Here is a 25,381-nt window from a genome sequence, read left to right as displayed (position 1 = left end):
CTGCGGATCCGCCAGGCGCACGGTCCGCTCCCTGCTCCCGGTCGACCTCCGTCCAGGGTCGCGGGCGACGCGGTCGTTACCCTCGGCCGACCGCTTCCCCGGAAAGGCCCTCATGACGGACCGTCGCTCCCGCTCGTACCCGCTCGGTGTCACCCTCGAGGACGGTGGAGCCAACGTCTCCGTCTACTCCGAGACCGCCTCGAAGGTGTTCTTCTGCTCGTTCGACGGCGACGAGGAGACCCGCACCGAGCTCCGGCACCGCACGGGCTACGTCTGGCACGACTTCGTCGAGGGCGTCGAGGTCGGCACCCGCTACGGCCTCCGCGTCGACGGGCCGTGGGACCCGGCGAACGGCCTCCGGCACAACGTCAACAAGCTGCTGCTCGACCCGCACGCCCTCGCGGTGACGGGCGAGTTCGACGTCGACCAGCGGCTCTTCGGGCACGACATGGACGAACCGGAGGAGATGGACGCGTCCGACTCCGCGTCCGCGATGCCGCGCTGCGTCGTCGTCGACCGCTCCTTCGACTGGGGCGACGACCCGGTGCCGACCCGCACCCGCGTCCCCCTCGAGGAGACCGTCGTCTACGAGACCCACGTCAAGGGCTTCACGAAGCGGATGCCGGGCGTGCCGGAGGAGCTCCAGGGCACCTACGCGGGCCTCGCGCACCCGAAGGCGATCCAGCACCTCGTCGACCTCGGCATCACCTCGGTCGAGCTGCTGCCGGTGCACCAGTTCGTCCATGACCAGACGCTGAAGGACAAGGGGCTCTCGAACTACTGGGGCTACAACTCGATCGCGTTCCTCGCCCCGCACGGCGCGTACAGCTCCGCCGGCGACACGGGCGAGCAGGTCGCCGAGTTCAAGGCGATGGTCAAGGCCCTGCACGCCGCGGGCCTCGAGGTGATCCTCGACGTGGTCTTCAACCACACCGCCGAGGGCAACCACATGGGCCCGACGATCGCCTACAAGGGGCTCGACAACGGCGCCTACTACCGCCTGGTCGAGGAGCAGCGGGACGCCTACTTCGACACGACCGGCACGGGCAACAGCCTGAACGTCTCCCACCCGGCGGCGCTCGGCCTGATCATGGACTCGCTTCGGTACTGGGTGCAGGAGATGCACGTCGACGGCTTCCGCTTCGACCTCGCCACCACGCTCACCCGCCAGGGCGGGGAGGCCTCCCTCCGCAGCGCCTTCCTCGACCTGACGCTGCAGGACCCGGTGCTGCAGCCGATCAAGCTGATCGCCGAGCCGTGGGACACCGCGGGCTACCAGGTCGGCGGCTTCCCCGCCGAGTGGTCGGAGTGGAACGGGAAGTTCCGCGACGACGTCCGCGACTTCTGGTCGGGTGCGGAGAGCCTCCTCGGCACGACCAGCCAGCGCGTGCTCGGCAGCCCGGACGTCTACCAGCCGGACCGCCGCTCGCCCCTCTGCAGCGTGAACTTCATCACGGCGCACGACGGCTTCACGCTCGCGGACCTCACGGCCTACGCGGAGAAGCACAACGAGGCCAACGGCGAGGACAACAACGACGGCGAGAGCGACAACAAGTCGTTCAACGGCGGTGCGGAGGGCCCGACGGACGACGCCGAGGTCAACGCCTACCGGCTGCGCCAGCGGAAGAACTTCCTCGCCACGCTGCTGCTGTCGACGGGCGTGCCGATGCTGCTGGGCGGCGACGAGCTCGGTCGGACGCAGGGCGGCAACAACAACGCCTACTGCCAGGACAACGAGATCTCCTGGTACGACTGGGACGCCGTCGACGAGGACCTGCTCGCGTTCACGAAGCGGCTGCTCGCGATCCGTCGGGAGAACGAGGCGCTGCGGCCCTCCTGGTACCACTACGCCCCGGCGGACGGCGTGACGGACTGGGTCGTGCTGAAGCGCTCGGACGACCAGGAGTTCGCCCAGGGCGACTGGGACGACCCGGAAGCGCGGACGATCACGTTCGTGCTCGGCCACGAGGGCGGCGACACGTTCGCGCTGCTGCTGAACTCGGCCGGGAACGGCGTCGAGTTCCAGGTGCCCGCGGCGCCGGGCGGCGAGTGGGAGCTCGCGCTGTCGAGCGATCCCGAGCAGGTCGTCGAGGGCCCGGTGACCACGCTGATCGTGCGGGACGCGTCCTTCACGCTGCTGCGCTCCGCCGCCGCGTAGGCCCCCCTGCAGCAGGCTGCGAGTGCTTCGGCAGGTCCGAACGGCGCCTCGCAGCCTGCTGCAGCGCTCCCGGCCTGCCGAAGCGCTGGGCCGGGCGCACCGGAGGTCAGCGGACCAGGGCGTGCTCCCGGAGGCGGTCCAGGCGGGCGGCCGCGACGAAGGAGGCCGCCGCGGCGAGCATCACGTTCGCCGCGGCGATGGCGAGCACCGCGGCCAGGATCAGCACGGCGACGGGCGGGGACGGGATCGCGCCGAGGACGGGCAGCGCCAGCGCTGCGGCGACGACCCCGATCGGGCCGAGCGGGACCGCGACGATGATCACGGCGACGGGGCTCGCGAGGCCGGCGCCGACGAGCGCGAGCAGGAGGACGGCGAACGCGCCGACCGCGGCGACGTAGAGCGCGCCGAGCGTGGGGCGTCGTCGCCCCGTCACGAACAGACCTCTGGTCATGATCGTGATCCTGCTGGTCAGCGGGACCTTCCGGCAGCCCCGGTTCCGGTGCCCCGCGAGGTGGGGCCGGGTTCACCGATACGGGGATCCGGCGAGGCGAAGCCCCCGGATCTCCGTATCGGAGAACCCGACGGAGGGGTCAGGGCAGGTAGTAGTTCGGGTTCGGGAGCTTGAAGCCCTTGTCCGCCGAGCCGCCCTTCAGGTCGCTGTACTGGTCGCCGAAGTTCGCGACGATGTCGTAGCCGAGCGACTCGATGTGCTTCCGCGTCAGCGACTTGTACTGGACGGTCGTGCAGGCGACGGTCGTCCCGCAGGTCGACGCGAGCCACGGGGTCGGGCTGCCGAGCGGGGGCTTCGTGTAGAGGCCGTCCTCCGGGCCCGTCCCGTCCGGGTCGGTCGGCGTCGGGTACCCCGCGTCCAGGCCGATCGTGTCGGAGTCGGTCAGGTTCCCGAGGGTCGCCGCCTCCTGCGCGGCGGGCCGGCCGGTGAGGAAGAACACGGCGTAGCCGTGCGCCTTCGCGGCCTTCACGAGGCGGACCATGCCCGGCACGGCCGGGAACCGCTCGTCGGTCACGTACTCGGCGTTCGTCGTCGGGTCGTACGCCCAGTTGCTGGAGGTCTCGTAGTTCCAGGTCGCGAGCGCGGTGTCGTCGACGTCGAGCAGGATCGCCTTCTTCTTCCCCTTCGCGTGGTGGGCGTGCGCGAGGTAGCTCGCGGCGTTGCGCTCGATCCCGTGCAGCTCCTTCACGTAGTTCGAGTGCTTCCCGATGGTCCCGGTCTTCAGCGGGTCGCCGTAGTAGTTCGCGATCTGCTGCCGCAGCACGTCGACGTTCGTGACGTCGGACGCGTGCTTCGGCGTGGTGGTGCGGATCGCGGGCTGCGTCGCGACCGTGACGGCGACGGCTCCGGCCGCGCCGCCTCCTGCGACGAGGGCGGCCGTGGCGAGTGCGATGGCGACGGTGCGCCGAGGTGAGCGACGGAGCAGGGGCATGCGGAGGTCCTTCCGGATCGGACGGGTGGCCCGATCACGGTAAGCAGCACCGCGGCCGGACGGGAGCGCCGCGACGGGGCGTCGCGGGACCATCCGGTCAGCGGAAACCGCCGCCTACTGCAGGCGCCGGACGGTGGACCCGACCGCGATCCCGCCACCGGCGAGGATCGGCACGAGGAGCAGGAGGAGCCATGCGGGCGGCGTCGGCGCCCCGTCGCCGATCGCGCGGCTGCCGCCGTCCGTGGTGCGCTGGGACGCCGCGTCCAGTCGCGCCTCCGCCTGCGTCAGCGACGCGACGTCGGTCTGCTGGAGGGCCGCAGCGCGGATCGGTTCCGCCGCCGCGACGGCGGCCGGGGCGAGTGCGACGCCGAGCACGACGGCGGCGAGGGCGAGCAGGGGGCGGAGCTTCGGTGCACCCATGAGGGCTCCTCGGGACGGGGACGGACGGATGGGCGGTGCGCGGACTCACGCTCTCGCGTGCACGGATCGTCGGTCGATGCCCAGAGGGGGCGCCGGGGGAACCCGGGTCCCCCGGACGGGGGTCGAGGTCCGGCTCAGGCGGGCCAGGACGGCGCCGCGCTGCCGAGCGGCGCGGGCCCCGCGTCGAACCGCAGGGCGACCCCGTCGACCGCGAGCGGGAACGGGAGGAGCCGCGCCGCGCCCCACGGCGTGATGAGGTCGGCGCCGTCCGGCTCGTCGCGCACCGCCCACGGACCCGGCTCGGTCGGCACGAGCTCGGCCGCCGTGCGCGCGAGCGACAGGAACGCGTGCGAGCCGCTGCCGCCGCGGAGGCGGTCGCGGAGGCCCGTCACCGCGGCGGCGGCCATGAGCCACCCGGTCGCGTGGTCGAGGGCCTGCACCGGCAGCGGCACGGGGCGCTCGTCGGCGGAGAGGCGCATCCCGCGCGCGGCGATGCCGGCGGACATCTGCACGAGCGAGTCGAACCCGCGGCGGCCGGTCCACGGGCCGCTCCAGCCGTAGGCGGTGAGCGCGACCTCGACGAGGCCCGGCCGGATGTCCTGCCGCTCCGCGTCGCCCAGCCCGATCGCGTCCAGCGCGCCGCGGCGGTAGCCGTGGACGAGGACGTCCGCGCCGGCGAGGAGGTCGCCGAGGCGCTCCCGCCCCTCCGCGGTTCGGGCGTCGATGCGGGTCGGCAGCTTGCCGAGCGTCATGTCCGGCACCACCGCGGGCTCGTCCCACTCCGGCGGGTCGACGCGCAGCACGGTGGCGCCGAGCGCGGCGAGGGCCCGGGTCGCGACCGGCCCGGCGAGCACGCGGGTCAGGTCGAGGACGCGGACACCCGCGAGCGGCCGCACGGGATCGGGATGCCACGCCGTCGTCGCGGGGACGGTGTGGAGGCGGTCGACGAGGGGCTCCCGCCGGCTCGCGACGCCCTGCGGATGGCGCAGCCACGCCTCCTGCCCGCGCATGGCGGCCGCGGCACCGCCGGCGTCGACGACGGCGGTCTCCAGCTCCTCCGCCTGCCACCGGGCCACGGCGGCGGCGACCGCGTCCCGGTCGGCGGGGACGCCGAGCACGCGGAGGGCGGCCTCGCGGTGCCGCGGCGCGTTCGTGTGCAGGCGGATCCAGCCGTCCGCGGCGGCGTAGTCGCCGGCGATCGGGTCCCACGGCGACGGGACCTCCCAGCCGACGGGGCGGAGCGCCTGCTTGAACCAGGCCCCGACGAGCGGTGCGTCGACGGTGGCGGACGCCGGAACGCCACCGGCGGCGAGCAGCGCGACGACCGCGTCCGCGAACGCGGCGACGGCGCCGGTCGCGAGCGCGTCGACGTCCCACGCGGCGACCAGCCCGGTCGAGCCGCGCACCTCGGTGACGGCGCCGGTGTCGAACAGGCGGGCCGACTCGGACTGCACCGGCGTGATCATGGCCGCCAGTCTCGGCGTCGTCGCCCGGGAGGAGCCCGAGCGATCGGAGGCGTCAGGCGGAGACGTCCCCGCCGCCGAACCAGAGCACGCGCCCGTGCTCGAGCGCGCCGTGCAGGCGGCCGGCGAGCTCCAGCGCCCGCGCGCGGAACTCGGCGGGTTCGAGCCGGTCGGCGGAGGCGCGCCACACGAGCGCCTCGCGGCGCAGCGCGGGCGCGAAGTCGTCGAGCGCCGGCGCGACGTGCGTCGGCGTCCAGTCGACCGGTCCCCCGTCGCGGAGCAGCACCTGCGGACCGGACGACCGCTGCAGGTACCGGAACGCGCCCGGCTCCCGCATCCCGCCGTCACCGCCGCCGGCGAGGCACCACACCGTCCACGCGGCGCCGAGCGCCCGCTGCACCCGGGCGGCGAGCGCGAACGCCTCGACGCCCGTCGCACGCGACTCGGCCGCGGTCGGGGGCCGGTCCAGGAGGTCGTCGGGATCGGCGGCGGCCTCGCAGCGCCGGTTCCAGTCGGCGAGGTCGTCGCGGAGGTCCTCCGGGAGCCCCAGCTCGCGCGCGTCGAGCTGCCCGACGTCGAGGTCGGTGCTGCGGGCCCAGATCGGCGAGTGCTCGCACCAGTACTCCCACATCACGAGCACGGTGCGCTCGCCGGGCCTGGCGACCACGGGTCAGGCGGCACCGTTGAACATCGACGTGACCGAGCCGTCCTCGAAGACCTCGTGGATGGCCTGCGCGATGATCGGCGCCATCGACAGCACCTCGAGCTTGTCGAAGAGCTTCTCGGGCGGCAGCGGCAGGGTGTCCGTCACGATCACGCGGTCGATCGCGGGAGATGCGAGCCGCTCGACCGCCGGGTCGGAGAAGATCGCGTGCGTCGCGGCGACGATCACGCCGGTCGCGCCGTTCGCCTTCAGCGCCTCCGCGCCCTTCACGATCGTGCCGCCCGTGTCGATCATGTCGTCGACGAGCAGGCACATCTTGCCCTTGACGTCGCCGACGATCTCGTGGACCGTCACCTGGTTCGGCACGGCCGGGTCGCGGCGCTTGTGGATGATCGCGAGCGGGACGTCGAGGGTGTCGCTCCAGATGTCGGCGACGCGGACGCGGCCCATGTCCGGCGACACCACGATGAGGTTCGCCGGGTCGACCGTGCGCTGGATGTGCTCGACGAGCACCGGCATCGCGAACAGCTGGTCGAGGGGACCGTCGAAGAAGCCCTGGATCTGCGCGGCGTGCAGGTCGACGGAGATGATCCGATCGGCCCCCGCCGTCTTGAACAGGTCGGCGACGAGGCGGGCGGAGATCGGGTCTCGCCCGCGGCTCTTCTTGTCCTGCCGCGAGTACGGGTAGTACGGCACGACCGCGGTGATGCGCTTCGCCGACGCCCGCTTCAGGGTGTCGATCATGATGAGCTGCTCGATGAGCCACTCGTTGACCGGGCCCGAGTAGGACTGGATGACGAACGCGTCGCAGCCGCGGACGCTCTCCTCCATGCGCGTGTAGATCTCGCCCGAGGCGAAGGTGCGCGCGTCGACCGGCAGGAGGCTCGTCGCCAGCTCCTCGGCGACCTTCTTCGCGAGCTCGGGGTGCGATCGGCCGCTGATGACGACGAGTCGTTTCTCGCCCTGGGTCTTGATGCCGGTCACGGGGAATCCACGTCCTCCTCGGGCGCTGCGACGCGCGCTGCGGTGAGGGCCGCGTCGGTGCCGGGGCGGTTCGCCTCGACCCATCCCTCGATGTTGCGTTGCGGCGCCGGGTTCACGGCGAGCGCACCGGCCGGCACGTCCTTGCGGACGACCGTGCCGGCGCCCGTGTAGACGCCGTCCCCGATGGTAACCGGGGCGACGAACACGTTGTGCGAGCCGGTGCGCACCGCGGACCCCACGACGGTGCGGTGCTTGTGCACGCCGTCGTAGTTCGCGGTGATCGTGTTCGCGCCGATGTTCGAACGCTCCCCCACCTCGGTGTCGCCGATGTAGGAGAGGTGCGGCACCTTCGACCCGTCGCCGATGACCGCGTTCTTCGTCTCGACGAAGGTGCCGATCTTGCCCTTCGCGCCGAGCCGCGTACCGGGACGGAGGTAGGCGAAGGGGCCGACGTCCGCGCCCGCGCCGATCACCGCGAGCGTCGCGTCGGTGCGGTTCACCCGGGCGCCCTCGCCGACCTCCGTGTCGACGAGCGTCGTGTCCGGGCCGACGACCGCGCCGCGCTCGATCGCGGTGGCGCGCTGCAGCTGCGTGTTCGGGCGGATCTCGGCGTCCTCGCCGATCGTCACCGTCGCGTCGATCCAGGTGGTCGCCGGGTCGATCACCGTGACGCCCGCGCGCTGGTGCCGCCGCACGATCGCGTCGTTCATGCGCCGCGCGGCCGCGGCGAGCTGCACGCGGTCGTTCACGCCCGCGACGGCCTCGAGGTCCGGCGCGACGAGGGCGCCGACCCGCTCCCCCGCGGCTCGGGCAGCCGCCACGAGGTCCGTGAGGTAGCGCTCGCCCTGGGCGTTCGCGGAGCCGAGCGCCGCGAGCCGCTCGGAGAGGCCGGCGGACCGGAAGACGTAGAGGCCGGCGTTGATCTCCGCGATCGCGCGCTCGTCGTCGGTCGCGTCCTTGTGCTCGACGATGCGCTCGACGTCGCCTCCGACGCCGCGCAGCACGCGCCCGTACCCGGTCGGGTCCGGTACGACGGCGGTGACCATGGTCGCGGAGGCGACACCGGACCGGTGGACGTCGAGCAGGGGCGCGAGGACGCCCTCGTCCACGAGCGGCACGTCCCCGGACAGGACGAGCACGTCGCCCTCGAACCCGCCGAGCGCCGCGACCGCGACCTCGAGCGCCCGGCCGGTGCCGGGCACCTCGTCCTGGTCGACGATCACGGCGTCGGGGGCGTGCTCGGCGGCCGCTGCGGCCACGGCGTCCCGCTCGTGCCGGACGACGACGGCGAGGCGCGTCGGCCGCAGGGCGCGGGCGGCGACGAGCACGTGCGCGAGCATCGGCAGCCCCGCGAGCTCGTGCAGGACCTTCGGCCGGCTGGACCGCATCCGCGTGCCCTGTCCGGCGGCGAGGACGACGACCGCGAGCGGACGTTCCGGGCTGGGGGTCACAGGGCTCCTTCGCGCGGCAGACGTACGGTGCTCCGCCTCCAGGATTCGAACCTAGTCCTCACAGCTCCAAAGGCTGTCGTGCTGCCGTTACACCAAGGCGGATCGGGCGCGCCAAGTCTGCCGCACCCGCCCCGCTCCTGAACGTGCTCCGGATCCGCGTCGCGTCGACGCCTGTCGAGCGGCACGGATCCGGAGCACGATCACCCGACGTCCTGCAGGTCCCCCGCCCGCACCCCGGTCGCCCGGTTCGCGACGACCGTCACGACCCAGAGCACGAGCCCGAGCGCGAGCAGGGCGCCGCCGATGACGTACTGCTCGAGGTCGCGGCCGGAGGTCCACGGCAGCACGAGCGCGACGCACGCGACCACCCCGACGACGGGCAGCGGGGTCGGCGTGCGGAAGTGGTCGTGATCGACGGGGTCGCGCCGCAGCACGAGCACCGCGACGTTCACCACCGCGAAGACGGAGAGCAGCAGCAGGGAGGTCGTGCCGCCGAGCAGCCCGACGATCGGGTCGTCCGCGCGGAGCGACAGCACGACGATGAGGGCGCATGCGAGCGCCGTCGTGAAGATCACGGCTGCGTAGGGGGTGCGCCGGCGCGGCAGGACCAGCCCGAGGAAGCGCGGCAGGACCGCCTGGCGGCTCATGCCGTAGAGCAGCCGGCTCGCCATCAGCATGTTGATCAGCGCGCTGTTCGCGACGGCGAACATCGAGATGAACGGCAGCAGGGCGGCGATCGGGAACCCCGGCACCGCGGTCTGCACGACGGTGGTGAGCGGCGTCTCGCTGGCCGCCAGCTCGCCGACGGGCACCACGGCGACGGCGACGATCGAGACGAGCACGTAGATCACCGCCGCGAGGCCGAGCCCCGTCAGCAGCGTGCGGGGGAAGATCCGCGACGGGTCCTTCGTCTCCTCCGCCATGTTCACGCTGTCCTCGAACCCGACCATCGCGAAGAAGGCCAGCGACGTCGCGGTCGTCACGGCGAGAAGGAACGACTTGTCCTCGGCGCCCTCGAAGAGCACGACGCGGGAGAAGTCCGCGTCCCCGGCGACGATCGCGAACGAGCCGAGGAGCAGCACGAGCAGCAGGCCGGAGAGCTCGATGAGCGTGAACACCACGTTGAGCCCGACGCCCTCCGCCACCCCGCGGAGGTTCACGAGCAGGATCAGCAGCATGAACACGAGGGCGACGGCGAGCGCCGATCCGCCGCTCGGCTCGATGCCGAACGCGACCGCGAAGTTCGACGCGAACGCGACCGACGCCGCCGAGGCGGACGTGATGCCGGAGCACATGACGACGAACATCACGATGAACGTGACGATGTGGATGCCGAACGCCTTGTGGACGTACAGGGCCGCGCCCGCCGCCTGCGGGTACTTCGTCACGAGCTCGAGGTAGGAGAACGCCGTGATCGTCGCGACGACGAACGCGACGAGGAAGGGCAGCCAGGCGGCGCCGCCGACCTCCCCGGCGACCTGGCCGGTCAGGGCGTAGACGCCCGTGCCGAGGATGTCGCCGATGACGAAGAGGAGCAGCAGCTTCGGCCCGATGGCCCGCTTCAGCTCGGGCGGCCGCTCACCGGTGCTGCGGTCGGGCTCGGTCGTGACGGTCATGCGCTGCCTCCTCCGGGGTCCGATCCCCCTCAGCGTTCCGGAGGACGCGCCCCCGTCGGGCCGATTTGCAGGTTGTTTGCAGCTTCTGCCGGACACCCGCCGGCCACCGGGCGCTGCTACCCAGGCCGGATGAGCACCACGGCCGCACCCCTGCGGCGCCCGCGGATCCGGGCGCGCGGGGCGGCGGCTCCCCTGCTCGTCGGACTGGCAGCGGCAGGGATCGCCGGGGTGCAGGTCGGTCGGCCCGCGCCGTGGCGGGACGAGGTCGCGTCGATCGCCATGGCGCAGCGCGACTGGGGGCCGTTCTGGGCGACGATCGCGCACGTCGACGCGGTGCACGCGCTCTACTACGCCGGTCTGCACCTGTGGTTCGCGGTCGTGCCGTACTCGCCGACCACCCTGCGCCTGCCCTCGGTCGCCGCGGCCGCCGGCACCGCGGCGCTCCTCGTCGTGCTGGGCCGCCGCCTCGCCGGTCCGCGCGCCGGCATCGCCGCGGGGGCGCTGTCCGCCGTGCTCCCGGCGATGATCTGGGCGGGCGGCGAGGGCCGGTCGAGCGCGCTCACGGCGCTGCTCGCGACGGCGGCGACCCTCGCCCTGCTGCACGCGCTCGAGACGGACCGGCGACGGGCGCTCGCCTGGGCCGCTTCGTCCGCACTGCTGGCGCTGACGATCGCGGTCTTCGTCGACGCGGCGCTGCTCGCGCTGGCGCACCTGGCGACGGTGCTGCTCATCGGCCGCGGTCGTCGCGCGGCCGGCGCGGTCGCGGTCGTCGCCGGCGTCCTCCCGGCCGCGCCCCTGCTGCTCGTCGCGAGGGGGCAGACCGGCCAGGTCGACTGGATCGCGCAGCTCGGGCAGCCGCCGCTCGTGCCGGACGGCGTCGTGCAGCAGTGGTTCCGGGCCGACGCGATCGCGATCGCGTGGGGCGTCGCGCTCCTGGTCGGGGCGGCGAGCGCGGTCCTCCGTCGCCGTCCGGCGTCGCGCCTCGCGGCCGTCGCGCTCCCGTGGGTCGTGCTCCCGCCGGTCCTGCTCGCCGCGCCCGCCCTCGTCGGCGATCCGCTGTACTGGCCGCGCTACGTGACCTTCACCGCACCCGCGGTGGCGCTGCTCGTCGGCGCTGCGGTCGCGGCGCTGCCCCTCCCGGCCGCGGTCTCGGTCGCGCTCGCACTCGCGCTCGTCGCTGTGCCGCAGGAGCGCGCCGACCGGCAGCCGCGCGCGAAGGCCGCCAGCACGCTGCAGGACGAGGCGCGGCTCGTCGAGCGGTCGAGGTCCCCGGGCGACGGACCCTCCGGGATCGTCTACGGCCAGCAGGACCGCGTCGAGGGCCTCACGACGCGGGCGGCGGCGATCGCCGACCCGGCGCCCTTCCGCGGGCTGGAGGACCTCATCGCCCGGGTGCCGCTCGAGCGGAGCACCGACCTCTTCGGCGAGGACACGACCACGGCCGCCGCAGTGCCGAAGACGGCGCACCTCCGTACGGTGTGGGTGCTGATCGACCCCGGCTCCCGGCCCGCGACCGCGGTGCCCGCCGCCGGCATGCGCGCACTCGGCTTCACCGAGACCGGACGGTTCCGGGCGCCCGGCGCCCTCCTGCTGCGCTGGACCCGCTGACCGGCGGCCGATCAGGCGGACTCGAGGCGCTCCGCCGCCTCGATCCACTCGAGCTCGAGGGACTCGCGCTCCTCCTCCCGCTCCCGGATGCGGCCCGCGATGGCCTCGAGGCCCACGTAGTCGCTCTGGTCGTGGGTCGCGAGCGCGTCGTGGTCCGCGCGGGTCTCGGCGGTGAGGCGCTGCATGCGGCGGTCGAGGGAGGCGAGCTGCTTCTCGAGGTCCCGCCGCTCCGCGCCGGAGAGGCCGGGCGAGCGCACGGCCTCCGCGCTCGGCACGACGACGGACGCCCCGTCCTCGAGCGCGAGGTACTCGTCGACGCCGCCCGGCAGGTGGCGGAGGCGGCCGCCCGCGACGGCGTACTGCTGGTCGGTCACCCGCTCGATCAGGTAGCGGTCGTGGCTGACGACGATCAGCGTGCCCGGCCAGGTGTCGAGCACGTCCTCCATCGCCGTGAGCATGTCCGTGTCGAGGTCGTTCGTCGGCTCGTCGAGGATCAGCACGTTGGGCGCGTCGAGCAGCACGAGCAGCAGCTGGAGGCGCCGCTTCCACCCGCCGGAGAGCTCCGCGATCCGGGTCGAGAGCTGCTGGGACGGGAAGCCGAGCCGCTCGAGCAGCTGTCCCGGCGCGAGCTCCGTGTCGCCGACGCGGTAGCCGGTCTTCAGGCGCCCGATCACGTCGAGCACGCGGTCGCCCTGCACGTCCTCCAGCTCGTCGAGCTGCTGCGTCAGCCGCCGCACCCGCACGGTCTTGCCGTGCTTCACCCGGCCGGAGGAGGGCGCGAGCGTGCCGTCGACGAGCGCGAGCAGCGTCGACTTGCCCGCGCCGTTCCGTCCGAGGATCCCCGTGCGCTCCCCCGGCGCGATCCGCCACTCCACGTGCTCGAGGATCGGGGTGCCGTCGTACGCGGCGGAGGCGTCGATCAGGTCGACGACGTCCTTGCCGAGGCGCGCGGAGGCCATCCCGTGCAGCGCCACCGAGTCGCGCGGCGGCGGCACGTCGGCGATCAGCTCGTTCGCGGCCTCGATCCGGAACTTCGGCTTCGCGGTGCGGGCCGGCGCGCCGCGGCGCAGCCAGGCGAGCTCCTTGCGCATGAGGTTCTGCCGGCGCTCCTCCATGGCCCGCGCCTGCCGGTCGCGCTCGAGCCGCTGGAGGACGTACGCGGCGTAGCCGCCCTCGAACGCGTCGACGGTGCGGTCGTGCACCTCCCACATCCGCGTGCACACCGCGTCGAGGAACCAGCGGTCGTGGCTCACGGTGACGAGCGCGCCCTGCCCGGCGGCCCACCGCGCGTTCAGGTGCGCGGCCAGCCAGCGCACGCCCTCGATGTCGAGGTGGTTCGTCGGCTCGTCGAGCAGCAGCACGTCGTGGTCGCCGGTCAGCAGCGCGGCGAGCGCGACGCGGCGGCGCTGGCCGCCGGAGAGCGCGTCGAGGTCGGTCTCCGGGTCGACGCCGTGCAGCAGCCCGGAGAGCACCTCGCGCACGCGTCGGTCGCCGGCCCACTCGTGCTCCTCGCGGCCGCCGACGATGGAGGCGAGCACCGTCCCGGCGCCGAGGCGGTCCTCCTGGTCGAGGACGCCGATCCGGACGCCGTTCCTCGTCGTCACACGGCCGGAGTCGGGCTCGCGCGTCCCGGCGAGGATGCCGAGCAGCGTCGACTTGCCCTCGCCGTTGCGGCCGACGACGCCGATCCGATCGCCGGTTTCGAGGCCGAGCGACAGGTCGTCGAGGATCACGCGGGTCGGCGTCTCCAGCCGGATCCGCTCCGCACCGACGAGATGAGCCACGGGGGTCGAGCCTACGGAGCGCGGCGTCCGGTCCCGCGCAGCGGGCGGCACCCGGACGGTGCGCGCGACGTCCGAAGGAATCGCACCGCGGGCTGACAGGATCGGCGCATGGCATCGACGGCACCGATCGAGATCGGCATCATCGGCGGCGTCGGGCAGCAGCTCGAGCTGCAGGAGGCGGAGCGGATCGACGTCCGCACCCCCTACGGCCCCACGTCCACGCCGGTCGCCGTCGGGCAGCTCGGGGGCAAGCGCGTCGCCTACGTGATCCGCCGCGGCGTCGACAGCACCATCCAGCCGCACCTCGTCCCGTACTGCGCGAACGTGTGGGCGCTGGCGTCGCTCGGCGTCACCTCGCTCATCACGACGACCGCGGCCGGCGGTCTGCGCGACTCCTTCCCGCCGGGCGTCTTCGTCGTCACCGACCAGCTGATCGACCGGACGTCGAACCGGCCGCTCACCTTCTTCGACCGCGGCGAGGCGTTCGAGCTCGCGCCGACCGAGCCCTTCGACCCGACGCTGCGCGGCCTCGCGGCGGAGGCGCTCGTCGATCAGGGGGTCCGGCACCGCGACTTCGGCACCGCCGTCGTGATCAACGGGCCGCGCTTCTCGACCCGCGCCGAGTCGCGCTGGCACGCCGCCGCCGGCGCCGACCTCGTCGTCACGACCCTCATGCCGGAGACGGTGCTCGCGCTCGAGCTCGGCATGGGCGTGGTCAACGTGTCGTTCGTGACGGACAGCGACGCGGGCACGAGCGGCGGGCCGGCCGAGCAGGTGAGCGCCGAGCTCGTGAGGCGCCGCGTCGCGCAGGCCCGGCCGGTGCTCGTCCGCACCGTGACCGAGATCGCGCGGCGCGTCCCCGCCGGCTTCCGGCCCGCGACCGCGGTGCCGACGGACCTCGTCGCCGGCGTCCTCGCCCGCCCGGCGGTCTGACCCGGCGTGGGCGTGCTCCTCGTCACCGGCGGCGCCGGGTTCATCGGCGGCGCCGTCGCGCGCCGGGCGCAGGCTCGCGGCCTGACGGTCCGCGTGCTCGACTCGCTGCGGCCGGACGTGCACGCGGCGGACGCGACGCCGCCCTCGGACCTCGAGACGGTGGTGGGCGACGTCACCGACCCGGCCACCGTCGCCGCCGCGCTCGAGGGCGTCGACGTCGTCTGCCACCAGGCCGCGAAGGTCGGGCTCGGCGTCGACTTCGCCGACGCGCCCGACTACGTCCGCACGAACGACCTCGGCACCGCGGTGCTGCTCGCCGCGATGGCGGCGGCCCGGATCGACCGGCTCGTGCTCGCGTCGTCGATGGTCGTCTACGGCGAGGGCGCATACGCCTCGTCGCGCGGCCCGGTCGCGGTGCCGCCGCGTCGCCCGGAGGACCTTGCGGCGGGCCGCTTCGAGCCGATCGACCCGGAGACCGGGGAGGACCTCGAACCGCGGCTCGTGCCGGAGGACGCTCCGATCGACCCGCGCAACGTCTACGCGGCGACGAAGGCGCAGCAGGAGGCGCTCGCGACCGTGTGGGCGCGCGAGACCGGCGGCCGGGTCGCCGCCCTCCGGTACCACAACGTCTACGGCCCGGGCATGCCGCGGGACACCCCGTACGCCGGCGTCGCGGCGCTGTTCCGGTCGCAGCTGGAGCGCGGCGAGGCGCCGACCGTGCTGGAGGACGGCCGGCAGCGCCGGGACTTCGTCCACGTCGACGACATCGCGGCTGCGAACGTCGCCGCGCTCGCCTGGACGGCCGGGCAGCCCGCCGGCGCGGTCCGGGCCTTCAACGCGGGCAGCGGCGTCGTGCACACGATCGGCGATCTCGCCGAGGCGCTGTCGGCCGCCCGCGGCGGCCCGAGTCCGGTGGTGACCGGCGGCTACCGGCTCGGCGACGTGCGGCACATCACCGCCTCGTCCGAGCGGCTCCGTGCGGAGCTGGACGTCCCGGCGCCCGTGCCGTTCGACGAGGGCGTGCGCGCGTTCGCCCTCGCACCGCTCCGCGAGGCGCCGTGACCGTCGACGTCGTCCTGCCGTGCCTCGACGAGGCGGCGGCGCTGCCCGGCGTGCTCGGGGCGCTCCCGGCCGGGTACCGCGCGATCGTCGTCGACAACGGCTCGACGGACGGGTCGGCGGAGGTCGCGGCGGCGCACGGCGCGGTCGTGGTACACGAGGGGCGGCGCGGCTTCGGCGCGGCCGTGCACGCCGGCGTGCTCGCCGCCGAGGCGGACCTCGTCGCGATCCTCGACGCGGACGGCTCGCTCGACCCGAAGGACCTCCCCCGCCTCGCCGCCCCGGTGCTCGCCGGGGAGGCGGACCTCGTGCTCGGCCGGCGGCGGCCGATCCCCCGCTCGGCCTGGCCGCTGCACGCGCGCATCGCCAATCGGGCCCTGGCCCGCACGATCCGCCGCGCGACGGGGCTGCCGGTCCACGACCTCGGCCCCATGCGCGTGGCGCGCCGGACGCAGCTGCTCGGGCTCGCGCTGCAGGACCGACGCAGCGGGTACCCGCTCGAGATGCTGCTCGCCGCCGCGCAGGCGGGCCTCCGGATCCGGGAGCTCGACGTGCCGTACCGCCCTCGGATCGGGCGCTCGAAGGTCACCGGGACCGTCCGCGGCACGCTCACCGCGGTCGCGGACATGCGCCGCATCCTTCGAGAACGGCGAGGAGACCCGGCGAACCGCAGGAACGCTCCGAACCGCTGACATGACGACCGTGATCGTGCTGGCCAAGGAATGCGTCCCGGGCCGGGTCAAGACCAGGCTGACGCCCCCCTTCGCGCCCGAGGAGGCGGCCGCGCTCGCGGCCGCGAGCCTCGCCGACACGATCGAGGCGGCGGGCCGCGTCACGGCCGACCGCCACCTGCTCTGGTTCGACGGGACCGCGCCCCGCGGCACCGGGTTCGACGTCGTGCAGCAGCCCGCCGGCGGCCTCGACGAGCGCATCGCCGCCGCGTTCGACGCCGTGACCGACCGCGCGGTGCTCGTCGGCATGGACACGCCGCAGCTCGACCCCGCCGTCCTGCAGGACGTGCTCGACGACGACGCGGCGGACGCCTGGTTCGGGCCGGCGACGGACGGCGGCTGGTGGGCGCTCGGGCTCGACCCGATGCCGCGCCGGGGCGACCTGATCCGGGGCGTGCCGATGTCGACGTCGCGCACCGGTGCGGCGACGCACCTGCGGCTCGCGGACGCCGGCCTGCGCGTGCGGCCGCTCCCGACGCTGACCGACTTCGACCACGTCGCCGAGGCCCTCGCCGTCGCGGACGCCGCACCGCTCTCGCGCTTCGCGGCGCAGCTCGCCGCGTTCCCGGCGCGCAGACTCGCCGTCGCGTGAGCGCGGTCGCGGCCGTCGTCCCGCGGTTCGGCGCGGGCGGCGCGGAGCCCTGGGCTGCCGCGCTCGCGGGCGCGCCCGTGTCGCTGCGCCTGGTCCCCGCCGATCCCCTGGTCCGGCCCGAGCCGCTCGACGTGCGCCGCTGGTCCGGCCCCGCCGATCGCGCGGACCGCGCCGCCCTCGCCGGCCTCGCCGGGCCGCTCCTCGACGTCGGCAGCGGCCCCGGGCGCATGATCCGCGCCGCCGCGCACCTCGACGCGTCCGGCGTCGAGGCGGACCCGACCGCCGTCCGCCGCAGCCGGGCGCGCGGCCTCGCCGTGATCGCGGGCAGCGTCTTCGACCCGCTGCCCCGGGAGGGCCGCTGGGGCTCCGCGCTCCTCCTCGACGGCAACGTCGGGATCGGCGGGGACGTCGCGGCACTGCTCGCGCGGTGCGGCGAGCTCCTCCGCCGGGGCGGCCTGCTCGTCGTCGAGACGGACGCCGATCCCCGCCGCGACGACACGGACGAATGCCGGGTCCGGTCCTCGGACGGCTCGGAGAGCGCCGCCTTCCCCTGGGCGCGCGTCGGGCTGATCGCGGTGCTCCGCGCCGCCCACGACTTCGCGCTGGAGCGGGTGTGGGAGCTGGACGGCCGCTGGTTCGTCCGCCTCCGGGCGCTCTAGGCCCCGCGCCCGCCGTCGGCGCGCCGGCGTCGGGCGCCGAGCAGCAGCACCGCTGCCGCGGTCACGACCGCGATCCCGCCCCACAGCAGAGCGAGGTGGAGGGCGTACGGGAAGACGAGCACCGACGGGTTGCGCGCGCCGAGCGCCTGCGCCCGGATGCCCGGGAACGCGACGAGCGTCAGCGCGGCGCCGACCACGAGCGCGACCTGCACGACGGCGAGCCCGGCCCACGACGTGCGCGCGCCGAACCGGCGCAGGATCCGCGTGCCGACGAGGACCAGGGGCGCGAAGACGGCGTCGTGGAGGACCACGGCGCTCGCGAGCCAGAGCAGGATGCCCGCCCACTGCCGCGCGGGCACGCCCGCGACGAGCGCGACGGCCGCCACGACGAGCAGCAGGCCGCCCAGCACCACGAGCGCGATCCTGGCCGCGCGCATCAGCGCACCTCCAACGACCGCAGCCACTTGGTCTGCAGCACCCCGGGCCGCGCGGGCGAGATCAGCCGCGCCGGGTACCCGTGGTCGACGTGCAGGACCTCGCCGTTCAGCTCGAGCGCGATCAGCGTGAGCGGGTCCTCGGCGAACTCGCGCTGCAGCACCGTCGAGGAGTAGGCGCCCGCCGCGAAGCTGCGCACGAGCCACTCGCGGTCCCGCGCGCCGACGAGGTCGGCGAGGTCCCGGACCGCGACGCCCCGCCACGCTGCCTGCGTGCTCCAGCCCTCCACGCAGGCGATCGGCAGCCCGGCGTCGGTCTGGGGCATCGCGCGGAGGTCGTCGAGCGAGAGCGCCACGCTCCGCTCCGGGCCGCGGACCACGAGGCGCCATGCCGGATCGAGCGCCGTGCGCTGCACCCTCGCCTCCGCCGCGGTCCGGTTCACCGGCAGCCCCTGCGGGCCGTATCGGAGGGCGCGGGGCGCGAGCACGTTGAGCGGCGCGAGCGCGGGGAGCGTCTCCCCCGCCGTGGTGGCCACGACGGCCGCGGAGGCGAGGCCGGTGCCGATCAGGACCGTTCGGCGGCTCACCGCCGCGGGCGGGACCGGCGCGCGCTCGAGTCGCCGCTGGATCGCGCCCGTCACGCCCTTGGCCCGCGGCTCGGGGCGGAGGTCGCCCTCGCCGTCGGCGACCGGGAGCAGTGCGCCGTCGGCGTCCGTGCTGCCGGACCGCCGCCACCAGCGCACGATGACGGGCAGCTTCACGCCGATGTGGATCGCGAGCGCGCCGACGATCGCCCACGCGAGCGCGAAGTGCGTCTCGCGGAAGCGGAACGGCCACGGGTACCACTGGAACGTGTTCGCCAACCCCGTCGCCAGCTCCACGAACGCGGCGGCGACGAGCAGGGCGATCATCGCCCGCTCGAGCAGGCCCGCGACGGAGCGGACCGGCGGCCAGGCGAACAGCAGCGGGTAGACGGTCCAGAGCTTCGCGAGCAGCAGCGGGATGAGCGCGGTACCGACGATCACGTGCGCGCCCTGCGTGAGGCGGTAGAGCCAGACGGGGCGGGTGAGGAACGCCATGCCGGGCAGTGGGTCCTGCAGGAGGTGGCTGAACAGGCCGGTGCCGAAGCAGATCAGGAAGCCGAGCCCGAGCAGGCGGCCGAGGACCACGGCGGTGCGCGGGTGCCGCGCCGGCGACGCGAGCGCCGTGCGGACGAGGGACAGGGTGGAACCGATCACTGCCGACCCTCCGCGCGCATGCTCCGATGTTCGGAGCGGAGCGCGAGGATGACGGGATGCGCAGCGGTCCGGTCCGCATCCTGCCGGTCGCCGGGCTCCTCCTCGCGATCGCCGCGCTGACGACGTGGCTCGTCGCGGGCGTCGGCGTCCTCACCGGGCGGCAGGTGCCGCTGTACTTCGCCGTCGAGGGCGTCTGCTGGACGCTCTTCGCCGCGGCCGTCCTCCTGCTGCGGCGGGTGCCGGACAAGGCGGTGCCGGCGCTCGTGCTGCTCGGCGCGCTGCTGCTCGGCGCCGCGGGCGCGTCCGGGCAGCCCACGATCAGCACGGACTCCGCGCGCTACAACTGGGACGGCATCGTGCAGGACGCGGGGATCTCCCCGTACGCCCACGTCCCCGCCGACGCCGCCCTCGCCCCGCTCCGGCCCGACTGGCTGTTCCCCGCCGGCACCGAGCGCGCGGACGGGACCGTCGACTGCCCGGGGCTCCGCGCCCGGCCGACCGAGCAGGTGGGGGCGCCGGGCACGATCTGCACGGTCATCAACCGGCCGCAGGTGCCGACGATCTACCCGCCGGTCGCCGAGGCGCTGTTCGCCCTCGCACGGATCGCGGTGCCGCACGACGTCGCCTACCTGCCGATGCAGCTGCTCGGCCTCGCCGCGGTGCTGCTGACGACCGCGCTGCTCCTCCGCGCGCTCCGCACCACCGGCCGCGACCCGCGGCACGCCGCCGTCTTCGGCTGGTGCCCGTTCGTCGGGATGGAGGCGGTCACGAACGCGCACGTCGACGCCTGGGCCGCGCTGCTCGCGCTGGCCGCGACGCTGCTCGTGACGCGCGGCCGGCTCGTCGCGGGCGGCGCCGTGCTCGGCCTGGCGATCGCGACGAAGTTCCTCCCCGTCCTCATCGCGCCGCCCCTCGGCCGTCGCCGGCCCTGGCTGATCGGCCTCGCCGCGCTCGGCGCCGTCGTGGTCGTCTACCTCCCCCACGTGCTCGCCGTCGGCCCCTCGGTGATCGGCTACCTCCCGGGGTACCTGAACGAGGAGGGGTACGACGGCGGCACCCGGTCGGCGCTGCTCTCCGCGGTCCTGCCGCCGGCGGCGACGACCCCGGTCGCGGCGGTGCTGCTCGCCGCCCTCGCGCTGGTCCTCCTCATCCGCACGGACCCGCGCGAGCCGTGGGCCGCGCAGACGCTCATGGTCGGCGCCGCGCTCGTGATCCTGAGCCCCGGCTACGGCTGGTACTCGCTGCTCCTCGTGCCGTTCCTGGTCATGAGCGGCCGGTGGGAGTGGTTCGGTGTCGTGATCGTGCTGTCCCTGCTCGGGTTCCAGAGCCACCAGCTCTGGGCCTTCCGCGGCGTGCTGCTCGCGGCCGCGCTGCTCCCCGTCGCGGGAGCGCTGCTCCGCCGCCGGGCCCCTCGAAAGCTGATAGACGCCTGACCGCACCGATCCGGTGGGCCGACCACTCCGAACCCTCGACACCTGCACCACAGGAGCAGGGAGTGAACCGAACGCGGACCGTCCGCGTACTGGGTGCTCCCCGAGAGGAATTCCCCGCCATGCGCACTGCAACCAAGTCCATCACCGCGCTGCTCAGCGCCGGCCTCGTCGTCGCCGCGCTCGCCGGCTGCTCGCAGTCCGGCACGGGCGACCCGAACTCCTCGGGCGCCGGCAACGGATCGTCGTCCTCCTCCGCCACCCCGTCGGCGTCGCCGACCCCCGCGGCGGTCTTCACCTCGGTCAGCGGCAAGACGACGCAGATCACGCTCGACTCCGGTTTCGTCTCGGCGCTCACGTCGCTGAAGCTCACCCCGGGCACCATCGGCTCGGCGACCCTGTCGAAGGCCGGCGTGCTGACCTTCCCGATCACGGGCGGCAACATCACGTACTACGACCCGGCCACGAAGGTGCGTCCGTACGTCCAGGGCGAGCTCGACCACAGCGGTTCCGGCCTGTCGCTCACCGCGGGCGGCACCAAGGTCGAGCTGAAGGACTTCGTCATCGACCCGGGCAACAACAGCCACGTGAACGGCGACGTGTACGTGAACGGCAAGGAGGCCGCCAAGGGCGCGAACCTCTTCCGCCTCGACGGTTCGACGCTGAACCCGGTCACGAAGGACGGCGACGCGTACATCCTCGAGGGCACGACCGTCTACATCTCGGACGAGGCCGCCAAGCTCCTGAACGCCACGTTCAAGACCACGGCCGTCACCGGCGAGCTCAAGGTCGGCATCGCGAAGCTCACCGTCACCGGCAGCTGATCGCACCCGCGCCACAGCACGAGGAGGGCCCCCGCCGCACGGCGGGGGCCCTCCTCGTGCTCAGCCGACGACGCGGGCGCCGGGCACCGGCCCGGTCGCCCGCAGCACCGTGTGCCGCGCGGCCGACAACGCGATCTGCAGGCTGAGCGCCGCGTCGAGGTCGGCGGCGAGGAAGGCGATGGTCGGGCCGGAGCCGGAGACGACGCCGGCGAGCGCGCCGTTGCCCTCCCCCAGCTCCAGCAGGTCCGCGAGCTCGGGCCGCAGGTGCAGCGCGGCGACCTGGAGGTCGTTGTGCAGCGCCTCGGCGAGCGCCGCCGGGTCGCCGGACCGGAGCGCCTGCAGCACGTCGGCGTCCACCTGCGGCGCCGAGAGGGCCGGCAGGTCGGCCGCGTGCCGCTCGCGGTGCTCGTCGAGCGCGCCGTAGACGAGCGGCGTGCTGAGCCCCGGCTCGCTGAGCGCGATCACCCAGTGGAACGGCCCCTTCGCGAGCGCCGGGCTGAGGCGGTCGCCGCGCCCTGTGCCGATCGCGGTGCCGCCCGTGAGGGCGAACGGCACGTCGGCGCCGAGCTCGGCGCCGAGCTCGAGCAGCTCGTCGCGGCCGAGCCCGAGCCCCCACAGCGCGTCGAGACCGACGAGCGCCGCCGCGGCGTCGGCGGAGCCGCCGCCCATCCCGCCGGCGATCGGCACCCGCTTCACGACCTGGATGCGCGCCCCGCCGCGGTGGCCGGAGCGCGCCTGCAGCAGATGCGCCGCCCGGATCACGAGGTTCGTCCGGTCCACGGGGAGGGCACCGGTCCCGATCGGGCCGGAGAACGTCAGCGACAGCTCGTCGTCCGCCTCGGCCCGCAGCTCCTCGTAGAGCGAGACCGCCTGGTACGCCGTCGCGACGTCGTGGTAGCCGTCCGCCATCGGCGCGCCGACGCGCATCGAGACGTTGACCTTCCCCGGTGCCCGCACCTGCACCGAGCGGAGAGCAGCGCTCATGCGAAGAACCTATCGACCATTCCCCGAGCGGCGCCCCGCGCGATGGCCTAGTCTCGCCCCACCCCGCGCTGATCAGGAGTTCCGCCCGTGCTCGCAGCAGACACCGCCCCGTCGTCCCTCGCCGGGCTGGAGGTCGTCGACCGTCGCGGCGAACGGCTCGGCCGCGTCCGGCAGGTCTACTCCGACGGCGCCGACCTCGGCTGGGTCGGCGTGCGCGGCAACCTGTTCGGCACCGAGGAGGTGCTCGTCCCGCTCGACGGCGCCGAGCTCGAGGACGAGGTCATCGCGGTCCCGGTCGCCCGCGCGCGCTTCCAGGCGGCGCCGCGACGACGGCCGGACGCGGTCCTCCGGGACGACGAGCGCGCGGAGCTCCGCGCGTTCTGGTCGGAGCCGGTCGCGGAGCCTGCGCCCGCTCCCGCCTCCCGGGCGCAGGACGGACCCGCCGCGCCGTCCGCCCCGCCGGCAGACCCGGTGCCGGAGCCCGGCGTGATGACGGCCTCCGAGGAGCGGCTGCACGTCGAGACGGAGCGGGTGCCGCGGACCCGCGTCCGGCTGCGCAAGGTGGTCGTGACCGAGCAGCGCACGCTGACCGTGCCCGTCCGGCGCGAGGAGTACCGGCTGATCCGGGAGCCGATCATCGACGGCGAGCCCGTCGCGGGCGGCGCCGTCGGACCGGAGGAGCAGGAGGTCGTGCTCCACGAGGAGCGGATCGTCCTCACGACCGAGGTCGTCCCCGTCGAGCGCGTGCGCCTCGTGAAGGAGGACGTCGTCGAGCAGCGGGAGGTGACCGGCGAGGTCCGGCTCGAGCGCATCGAGCTCGAGGACGACGCCGCGGCCGTCGCCCTGCCGCCCGAGGAGCCCGAGGTCGTGGACCCCGAGCCGGAGCCCGTGGACGCGGAGACGGTGGAGCCGGCGGCCCCTCAGCCGGCCGCGCGGGCGATCGCCGTGAAGCGGCCGACGTCGAGGACCTCGCCGCGCAGGCCGGGGTCGACGCCGGCGCGCTCGAGGACCTCCGCCGCGGCGGACGCCCCGCCGAGCACCGGCGCCAGCGACTGACGCAGCGTCTTCCGCCGCTGCACGAAGGCGGCGTCGACGAGCCGGAACACGGCGAGCCGCAGCGACTCGTCGCCGGGCGGCGCGCCGCGCTCGAAGCGCACGAGCACCGAGTCGACGTTCGGCACGGGCCAGAAGACGCCGCGCGGCACGGTGCCCGCGAGCGCGAACGGGCCGTACCAGGCGGCCTTCACGCTCGGCGACCCGTACACCTTCGACCCGGGCGGGGCGGCGAGCCGCTCGCCCACCTCCGCCTGGACCATCACCACGCCCGAGACGAGCGAGGGCACGTCCGCGAGCAGGCGCAGCAGGATGGGCACGGCGACGTTGTAGGGCAGGTTCGCGACGAGGCGCAGGGGCTCCCCCGGCACGGCCACGCGAACCGCGTCGCCGGTCACGACGGTCAGCCGGTCGGCGCGGTCCGGCAGGCGGTCCGCGGCGGTGGCCGCGAGGCCCGCGGCGAGCCGCTCGTCGATCTCCACCGCGGTGACGTCCGCGCCGGTCTCGAGCAGGCCGAGGGTCAGCGAACCGAGCCCGGGGCCGACCTCGAGCACCGGCTCCCCGCTCGCGACGCCGGCGATGCGAACGATGCGGCGGACCGTGTTCGCGTCGTGCACGAAGTTCTGCCCGAGCGTCTTCGTCGGCGCGACGCCGAGCGCCGCCGCGAGCCGCCGCACGTCCGCGGCGCCGAGCAGTCCCTGGTCCATCGCACCTCCCCGGCGAGCGTATTGCCGCACGGGGCCGCCGCCCGACGAGCCGACAGCGCGGTAACCTGACCGGGAGAGTCGCGCGACCGATGGAGGCGCTGGATGTCGACCCCCACGCGGTCGCCGCGCGCGGCGTCGATCCGCGACGTCGCGCGCATCGCGGGGGTGTCGCACCAGACGGTGTCCCGCGTCCTCAACAACCACGTGAGCATCCGGGACGAGACCCGGGACCGCGTGCTCGCCGCGATGGCGGAGCTGCAGTACCGGCCGAGCGCGGCGGCCCGCGCGCTCAGCACGAGTCGCTCGAAGACGATCGGCGTCCTCGCCTCCACCCGCGCCCAGTACGGGCCGGCCCGCAGCATCCAGGCGATCGAGCAGGCGGCGCGCGAGCGCGGCTGGTTCGTGACCTCGTCGTCCGTCGCGGAGCCCGACGAGGCGTCGCTGCGGGACGCGCTCGCGAACCTCTTCGACCAGGACATCGAGGCGCTCGTCGTCATCGCCCCGCAGCAGCGCGTGTTCGACACGATCGCGGATCTCGCGCCGCGCGTGCCGTACATCACCCTGCGCGCCCTCGGCCCCGGCGATCCGTCGGCGCTGCGCGTCGACGAGATCGCGGGTGCCCGCACCGCGACGCGGCACCTCGTCGACCTCGGTCACCGCTCGATCGGGCACCTCGCCGGCCCGCGGGACTGGATCGAGGCGGAGGCGCGCATGCAGGGCTTCCTGCAGGAGCTGAACGCCCAGGACCTGCCGGTCACCGTTCCGGTACTCGGCGACTGGACCGCCGACTTCGGCTACCGGGCCGGCCTGCAGCTGCTCGGGTGGCGCGACGTCACCGCCTGGTTCTGCAGCAACGACGCGATGGCGATCGGTCTCATGCACGCCGCGCGCGACCTCGGCCTCGACGTCCCCGGCGACCTCTCGATCGTCGGGTACGACGACGTGCCGGAGGCCGCCCACCTCTGGCCGCCGCTGACGACCGTGCGGCAGGACTTCGCCGAGATGGGCCGTCGGTGCATCACGACGCTGCTCGGCGAGGAGCCGCCCGCGACCCCGATGCTGCCCGAGCTCGTGCTCCGCGGCTCGACGGCGGCCCCGCGCTCCTGACGGGCCCGGACGACGAAGGGCCCCGCCGATCGGCGGGGCC

General features: G+C 74.7%; 23 protein-coding genes, 1 tRNA gene and 1 pseudogene. 11 read left to right on the top strand and 14 right to left on the bottom strand.

Annotation, left to right across the window (positions count from 1 at the left end; genetic code table 11):
• The first annotated feature begins 112 nt into the window (after positions 1 to 112).
• A complete protein-coding gene (gene glgX / locus CLV52_RS06275) occupies positions 113 to 2,158 on the top strand; it encodes a glycogen debranching protein GlgX (protein WP_133765391.1) in 2,046 nt (681 codons plus the stop codon).
• 106 nt (positions 2,159 to 2,264) lie between these two features.
• Here glgX and CLV52_RS06270 read toward each other — a convergent pair whose 3' ends face one another.
• The 9 genes from CLV52_RS06270 to CLV52_RS06230 all read right to left on the bottom strand — a co-directional run bounded on the left by CLV52_RS06270 (position 2,265) and on the right by CLV52_RS06230 (position 10,198).
• Positions 2,265 to 2,609 (bottom strand): hypothetical protein, encoded by a 345-nt coding sequence (locus tag CLV52_RS06270; protein WP_133765390.1) that lies wholly within the window; start codon positions 2,607 to 2,609, stop codon positions 2,265 to 2,267.
• 139 nt (positions 2,610 to 2,748) lie between these two features.
• Positions 2,749 to 3,600: an HAD family acid phosphatase gene (locus CLV52_RS06265; protein WP_133765389.1), complete on the bottom strand. Its 852-nt coding sequence runs from the start codon at positions 3,598 to 3,600 to the stop codon at positions 2,749 to 2,751.
• 114 nt (positions 3,601 to 3,714) lie between these two features.
• Complete coding sequence (locus CLV52_RS06260) at positions 3,715 to 4,020, bottom strand: hypothetical protein (RefSeq protein WP_133765388.1); 306 nt, start codon at positions 4,018 to 4,020, stop codon at positions 3,715 to 3,717.
• A 134-nt stretch (positions 4,021 to 4,154) separates the two neighbouring features.
• Positions 4,155 to 5,486 (bottom strand): CoA transferase, encoded by a 1,332-nt coding sequence (locus CLV52_RS06255; RefSeq protein WP_133765387.1) that lies wholly within the window; start codon positions 5,484 to 5,486, stop codon positions 4,155 to 4,157.
• A 52-nt stretch (positions 5,487 to 5,538) separates the two neighbouring features.
• On the bottom strand, positions 5,539 to 6,150 hold the full coding sequence (locus CLV52_RS06250; protein WP_133765386.1) for a hypothetical protein: 612 nt from the start codon (positions 6,148 to 6,150) through the stop codon (positions 5,539 to 5,541).
• A gap of 3 nt (positions 6,151 to 6,153) precedes the next feature.
• On the bottom strand, positions 6,154 to 7,131 hold the full coding sequence (locus tag CLV52_RS06245; protein ID WP_133765385.1) for a ribose-phosphate diphosphokinase: 978 nt from the start codon (positions 7,129 to 7,131) through the stop codon (positions 6,154 to 6,156).
• A complete protein-coding gene (glmU, locus tag CLV52_RS06240) occupies positions 7,128 to 8,582 on the bottom strand; it encodes a bifunctional UDP-N-acetylglucosamine diphosphorylase/glucosamine-1-phosphate N-acetyltransferase GlmU (RefSeq protein ID WP_133765384.1) in 1,455 nt (484 codons plus the stop codon). Before glmU ends, CLV52_RS06245 begins: the two co-directional genes overlap by 4 nt.
• Positions 8,583 to 8,612: 30 nt before the next feature.
• Positions 8,613 to 8,684: transfer RNA gene (locus tag CLV52_RS06235), tRNA-Gln, on the bottom strand.
• A gap of 98 nt (positions 8,685 to 8,782) precedes the next feature.
• Positions 8,783 to 10,198: an APC family permease gene (locus CLV52_RS06230; protein WP_133765383.1), complete on the bottom strand. Its 1,416-nt coding sequence runs from the start codon at positions 10,196 to 10,198 to the stop codon at positions 8,783 to 8,785.
• Between the two features lie 129 nt (positions 10,199 to 10,327).
• Here CLV52_RS06230 and CLV52_RS06225 point away from each other — a divergent pair, with 129 nt between their 5' ends.
• A complete protein-coding gene (locus CLV52_RS06225) occupies positions 10,328 to 11,806 on the top strand; it encodes a glycosyltransferase family 39 protein (protein WP_133765382.1) in 1,479 nt (492 codons plus the stop codon).
• A gap of 11 nt (positions 11,807 to 11,817) precedes the next feature.
• Here the strand turns inward: CLV52_RS06225 and CLV52_RS06220 are convergent, their stop codons facing one another.
• Complete coding sequence (locus tag CLV52_RS06220; protein WP_133765381.1) at positions 11,818 to 13,590, bottom strand: ABC-F family ATP-binding cassette domain-containing protein; 1,773 nt, start codon at positions 13,588 to 13,590, stop codon at positions 11,818 to 11,820.
• A 108-nt stretch (positions 13,591 to 13,698) separates the two neighbouring features.
• Between CLV52_RS06220 and CLV52_RS06215 the strand changes: the two genes are divergently transcribed.
• From CLV52_RS06215 to CLV52_RS06195, 5 genes are read left to right on the top strand one after another with little or no spacing between them, the layout of a single operon-like run.
• Positions 13,699 to 14,523: an MTAP family purine nucleoside phosphorylase gene (locus tag CLV52_RS06215; protein ID WP_133765380.1), complete on the top strand. Its 825-nt coding sequence runs from the start codon at positions 13,699 to 13,701 to the stop codon at positions 14,521 to 14,523.
• 6 nt (positions 14,524 to 14,529) lie between these two features.
• The gene (locus CLV52_RS06210) at positions 14,530 to 15,585 is read left to right on the top strand and encodes an NAD-dependent epimerase/dehydratase family protein (RefSeq protein WP_133765379.1); all 1,056 of its coding nucleotides are present in this window, start codon (positions 14,530 to 14,532) and stop codon (positions 15,583 to 15,585) included.
• The gene (locus tag CLV52_RS06205; protein ID WP_133765378.1) at positions 15,582 to 16,274 is read left to right on the top strand and encodes a glycosyltransferase family 2 protein; all 693 of its coding nucleotides are present in this window, start codon (positions 15,582 to 15,584) and stop codon (positions 16,272 to 16,274) included. Before CLV52_RS06210 ends, CLV52_RS06205 begins: the two co-directional genes overlap by 4 nt.
• A 1-nt stretch (position 16,275) precedes the next feature.
• Complete coding sequence (locus tag CLV52_RS06200) at positions 16,276 to 16,905, top strand: TIGR04282 family arsenosugar biosynthesis glycosyltransferase (protein ID WP_133765377.1); 630 nt, start codon at positions 16,276 to 16,278, stop codon at positions 16,903 to 16,905.
• Positions 16,902 to 17,564, top strand: a complete 663-nt coding sequence (locus CLV52_RS06195) for a class I SAM-dependent methyltransferase (protein WP_133765376.1) — start codon at positions 16,902 to 16,904, stop codon at positions 17,562 to 17,564. Before CLV52_RS06200 ends, CLV52_RS06195 begins: the two co-directional genes overlap by 4 nt.
• On the opposite strand, the gene CLV52_RS06190 is transcribed toward CLV52_RS06195, so the two are convergent.
• Entirely contained in the window at positions 17,561 to 18,001 is a 441-nt protein-coding gene (locus CLV52_RS06190) for a hypothetical protein (RefSeq protein WP_133765375.1), read from the bottom strand. The two genes, CLV52_RS06195 and CLV52_RS06190, sit on opposite strands and share 4 nt — an antisense overlap.
• The gene (locus CLV52_RS06185; RefSeq protein ID WP_246017979.1) at positions 18,001 to 19,236 is read right to left on the bottom strand and encodes a molybdopterin-dependent oxidoreductase; all 1,236 of its coding nucleotides are present in this window, start codon (positions 19,234 to 19,236) and stop codon (positions 18,001 to 18,003) included. The genes CLV52_RS06190 and CLV52_RS06185 overlap by 1 nt, the downstream gene beginning before the upstream one ends.
• A gap of 56 nt (positions 19,237 to 19,292) precedes the next feature.
• On the opposite strand from CLV52_RS06185, the gene CLV52_RS06180 reads away from it, so the two are divergent.
• Both CLV52_RS06180 and CLV52_RS06175 read left to right on the top strand, forming a co-directional pair.
• On the top strand, positions 19,293 to 20,669 hold the full coding sequence (locus CLV52_RS06180) for a glycosyltransferase 87 family protein (protein WP_162850730.1): 1,377 nt from the start codon (positions 19,293 to 19,295) through the stop codon (positions 20,667 to 20,669).
• 119 nt (positions 20,670 to 20,788) lie between these two features.
• Positions 20,789 to 21,490, top strand: coding sequence for a hypothetical protein (locus tag CLV52_RS06175; RefSeq protein WP_133765373.1), 702 nt, complete (start codon positions 20,789 to 20,791; stop codon positions 21,488 to 21,490).
• Positions 21,491 to 21,550: 60 nt separating this feature from the next.
• Here the strand turns inward: CLV52_RS06175 and CLV52_RS06170 are convergent, their stop codons facing one another.
• Positions 21,551 to 22,474, bottom strand: a complete 924-nt coding sequence (locus CLV52_RS06170; protein ID WP_133765372.1) for a 4-(cytidine 5'-diphospho)-2-C-methyl-D-erythritol kinase — start codon at positions 22,472 to 22,474, stop codon at positions 21,551 to 21,553.
• An 87-nt stretch (positions 22,475 to 22,561) separates the two neighbouring features.
• On the opposite strand from CLV52_RS06170, the pseudogene CLV52_RS18870 reads away from it, so the two are divergent.
• A pseudogene (locus tag CLV52_RS18870) lies at positions 22,562 to 23,278 on the top strand (PRC and DUF2382 domain-containing protein); the annotation flags it as partial.
• Positions 23,279 to 23,394: 116 nt separating this feature from the next.
• Here the strand turns inward: CLV52_RS18870 and rsmA are convergent.
• Entirely contained in the window at positions 23,395 to 24,234 is an 840-nt protein-coding gene (rsmA, locus tag CLV52_RS18670) for a 16S rRNA (adenine(1518)-N(6)/adenine(1519)-N(6))-dimethyltransferase RsmA (protein ID WP_133765370.1), read from the bottom strand.
• 102 nt (positions 24,235 to 24,336) lie between these two features.
• Here rsmA and CLV52_RS06155 point away from each other — a divergent pair, with 102 nt between their 5' ends.
• Entirely contained in the window at positions 24,337 to 25,341 is a 1,005-nt protein-coding gene (locus CLV52_RS06155; protein ID WP_133765369.1) for a LacI family DNA-binding transcriptional regulator, read from the top strand.
• Positions 25,342 to 25,381 lie beyond the last annotated feature (40 nt).

The sequence above is a fragment of the Amnibacterium kyonggiense genome, assembly GCF_004364555.1.
Lineage (GTDB): Bacteria > Actinomycetota > Actinomycetes > Actinomycetales > Microbacteriaceae > Amnibacterium > Amnibacterium kyonggiense.
This window is presented reverse-complemented; position numbering and strand designations above follow the sequence as displayed.

What these genes read in the sequence shown, in the direction of transcription:
- CLV52_RS06175 (WP_133765373.1), top strand. Translation starts at nt 20,789, where the DNA reads ATGCGCACTGCAACCAAGTCCATCACCGCGCTGCTCAGCGCCGGCCTC.
- CLV52_RS06265 (WP_133765389.1), bottom strand. Translation starts at nt 3,600, where the DNA reads ATGCCCCTGCTCCGTCGCTCACCTCGGCGCACCGTCGCCATCGCACTC.
- CLV52_RS06200 (WP_133765377.1), top strand. Translation starts at nt 16,276, where the DNA reads ATGACGACCGTGATCGTGCTGGCCAAGGAATGCGTCCCGGGCCGGGTC.
- rsmA (WP_133765370.1), bottom strand. Translation starts at nt 24,234, where the DNA reads ATGGACCAGGGACTGCTCGGCGCCGCGGACGTGCGGCGGCTCGCGGCG.
- CLV52_RS06190 (WP_133765375.1), bottom strand. Translation starts at nt 18,001, where the DNA reads ATGCGCGCGGCCAGGATCGCGCTCGTGGTGCTGGGCGGCCTGCTGCTC.
- CLV52_RS06225 (WP_133765382.1), top strand. Translation starts at nt 10,328, where the DNA reads ATGAGCACCACGGCCGCACCCCTGCGGCGCCCGCGGATCCGGGCGCGC.
- CLV52_RS06255 (WP_133765387.1), bottom strand. Translation starts at nt 5,486, where the DNA reads ATGATCACGCCGGTGCAGTCCGAGTCGGCCCGCCTGTTCGACACCGGC.
- CLV52_RS06180 (WP_162850730.1), top strand. Translation starts at nt 19,293, where the DNA reads ATGCGCAGCGGTCCGGTCCGCATCCTGCCGGTCGCCGGGCTCCTCCTC.
- CLV52_RS06260 (WP_133765388.1), bottom strand. Translation starts at nt 4,020, where the DNA reads ATGGGTGCACCGAAGCTCCGCCCCCTGCTCGCCCTCGCCGCCGTCGTG.
- CLV52_RS06155 (WP_133765369.1), top strand. Translation starts at nt 24,337, where the DNA reads ATGTCGACCCCCACGCGGTCGCCGCGCGCGGCGTCGATCCGCGACGTC.
- CLV52_RS06270 (WP_133765390.1), bottom strand. Translation starts at nt 2,609, where the DNA reads ATGACCAGAGGTCTGTTCGTGACGGGGCGACGACGCCCCACGCTCGGC.
- CLV52_RS06170 (WP_133765372.1), bottom strand. Translation starts at nt 22,474, where the DNA reads ATGAGCGCTGCTCTCCGCTCGGTGCAGGTGCGGGCACCGGGGAAGGTC.
- glgX (WP_133765391.1), top strand. Translation starts at nt 113, where the DNA reads ATGACGGACCGTCGCTCCCGCTCGTACCCGCTCGGTGTCACCCTCGAG.
- CLV52_RS06230 (WP_133765383.1), bottom strand. Translation starts at nt 10,198, where the DNA reads ATGACCGTCACGACCGAGCCCGACCGCAGCACCGGTGAGCGGCCGCCC.
- CLV52_RS06215 (WP_133765380.1), top strand. Translation starts at nt 13,699, where the DNA reads ATGGCATCGACGGCACCGATCGAGATCGGCATCATCGGCGGCGTCGGG.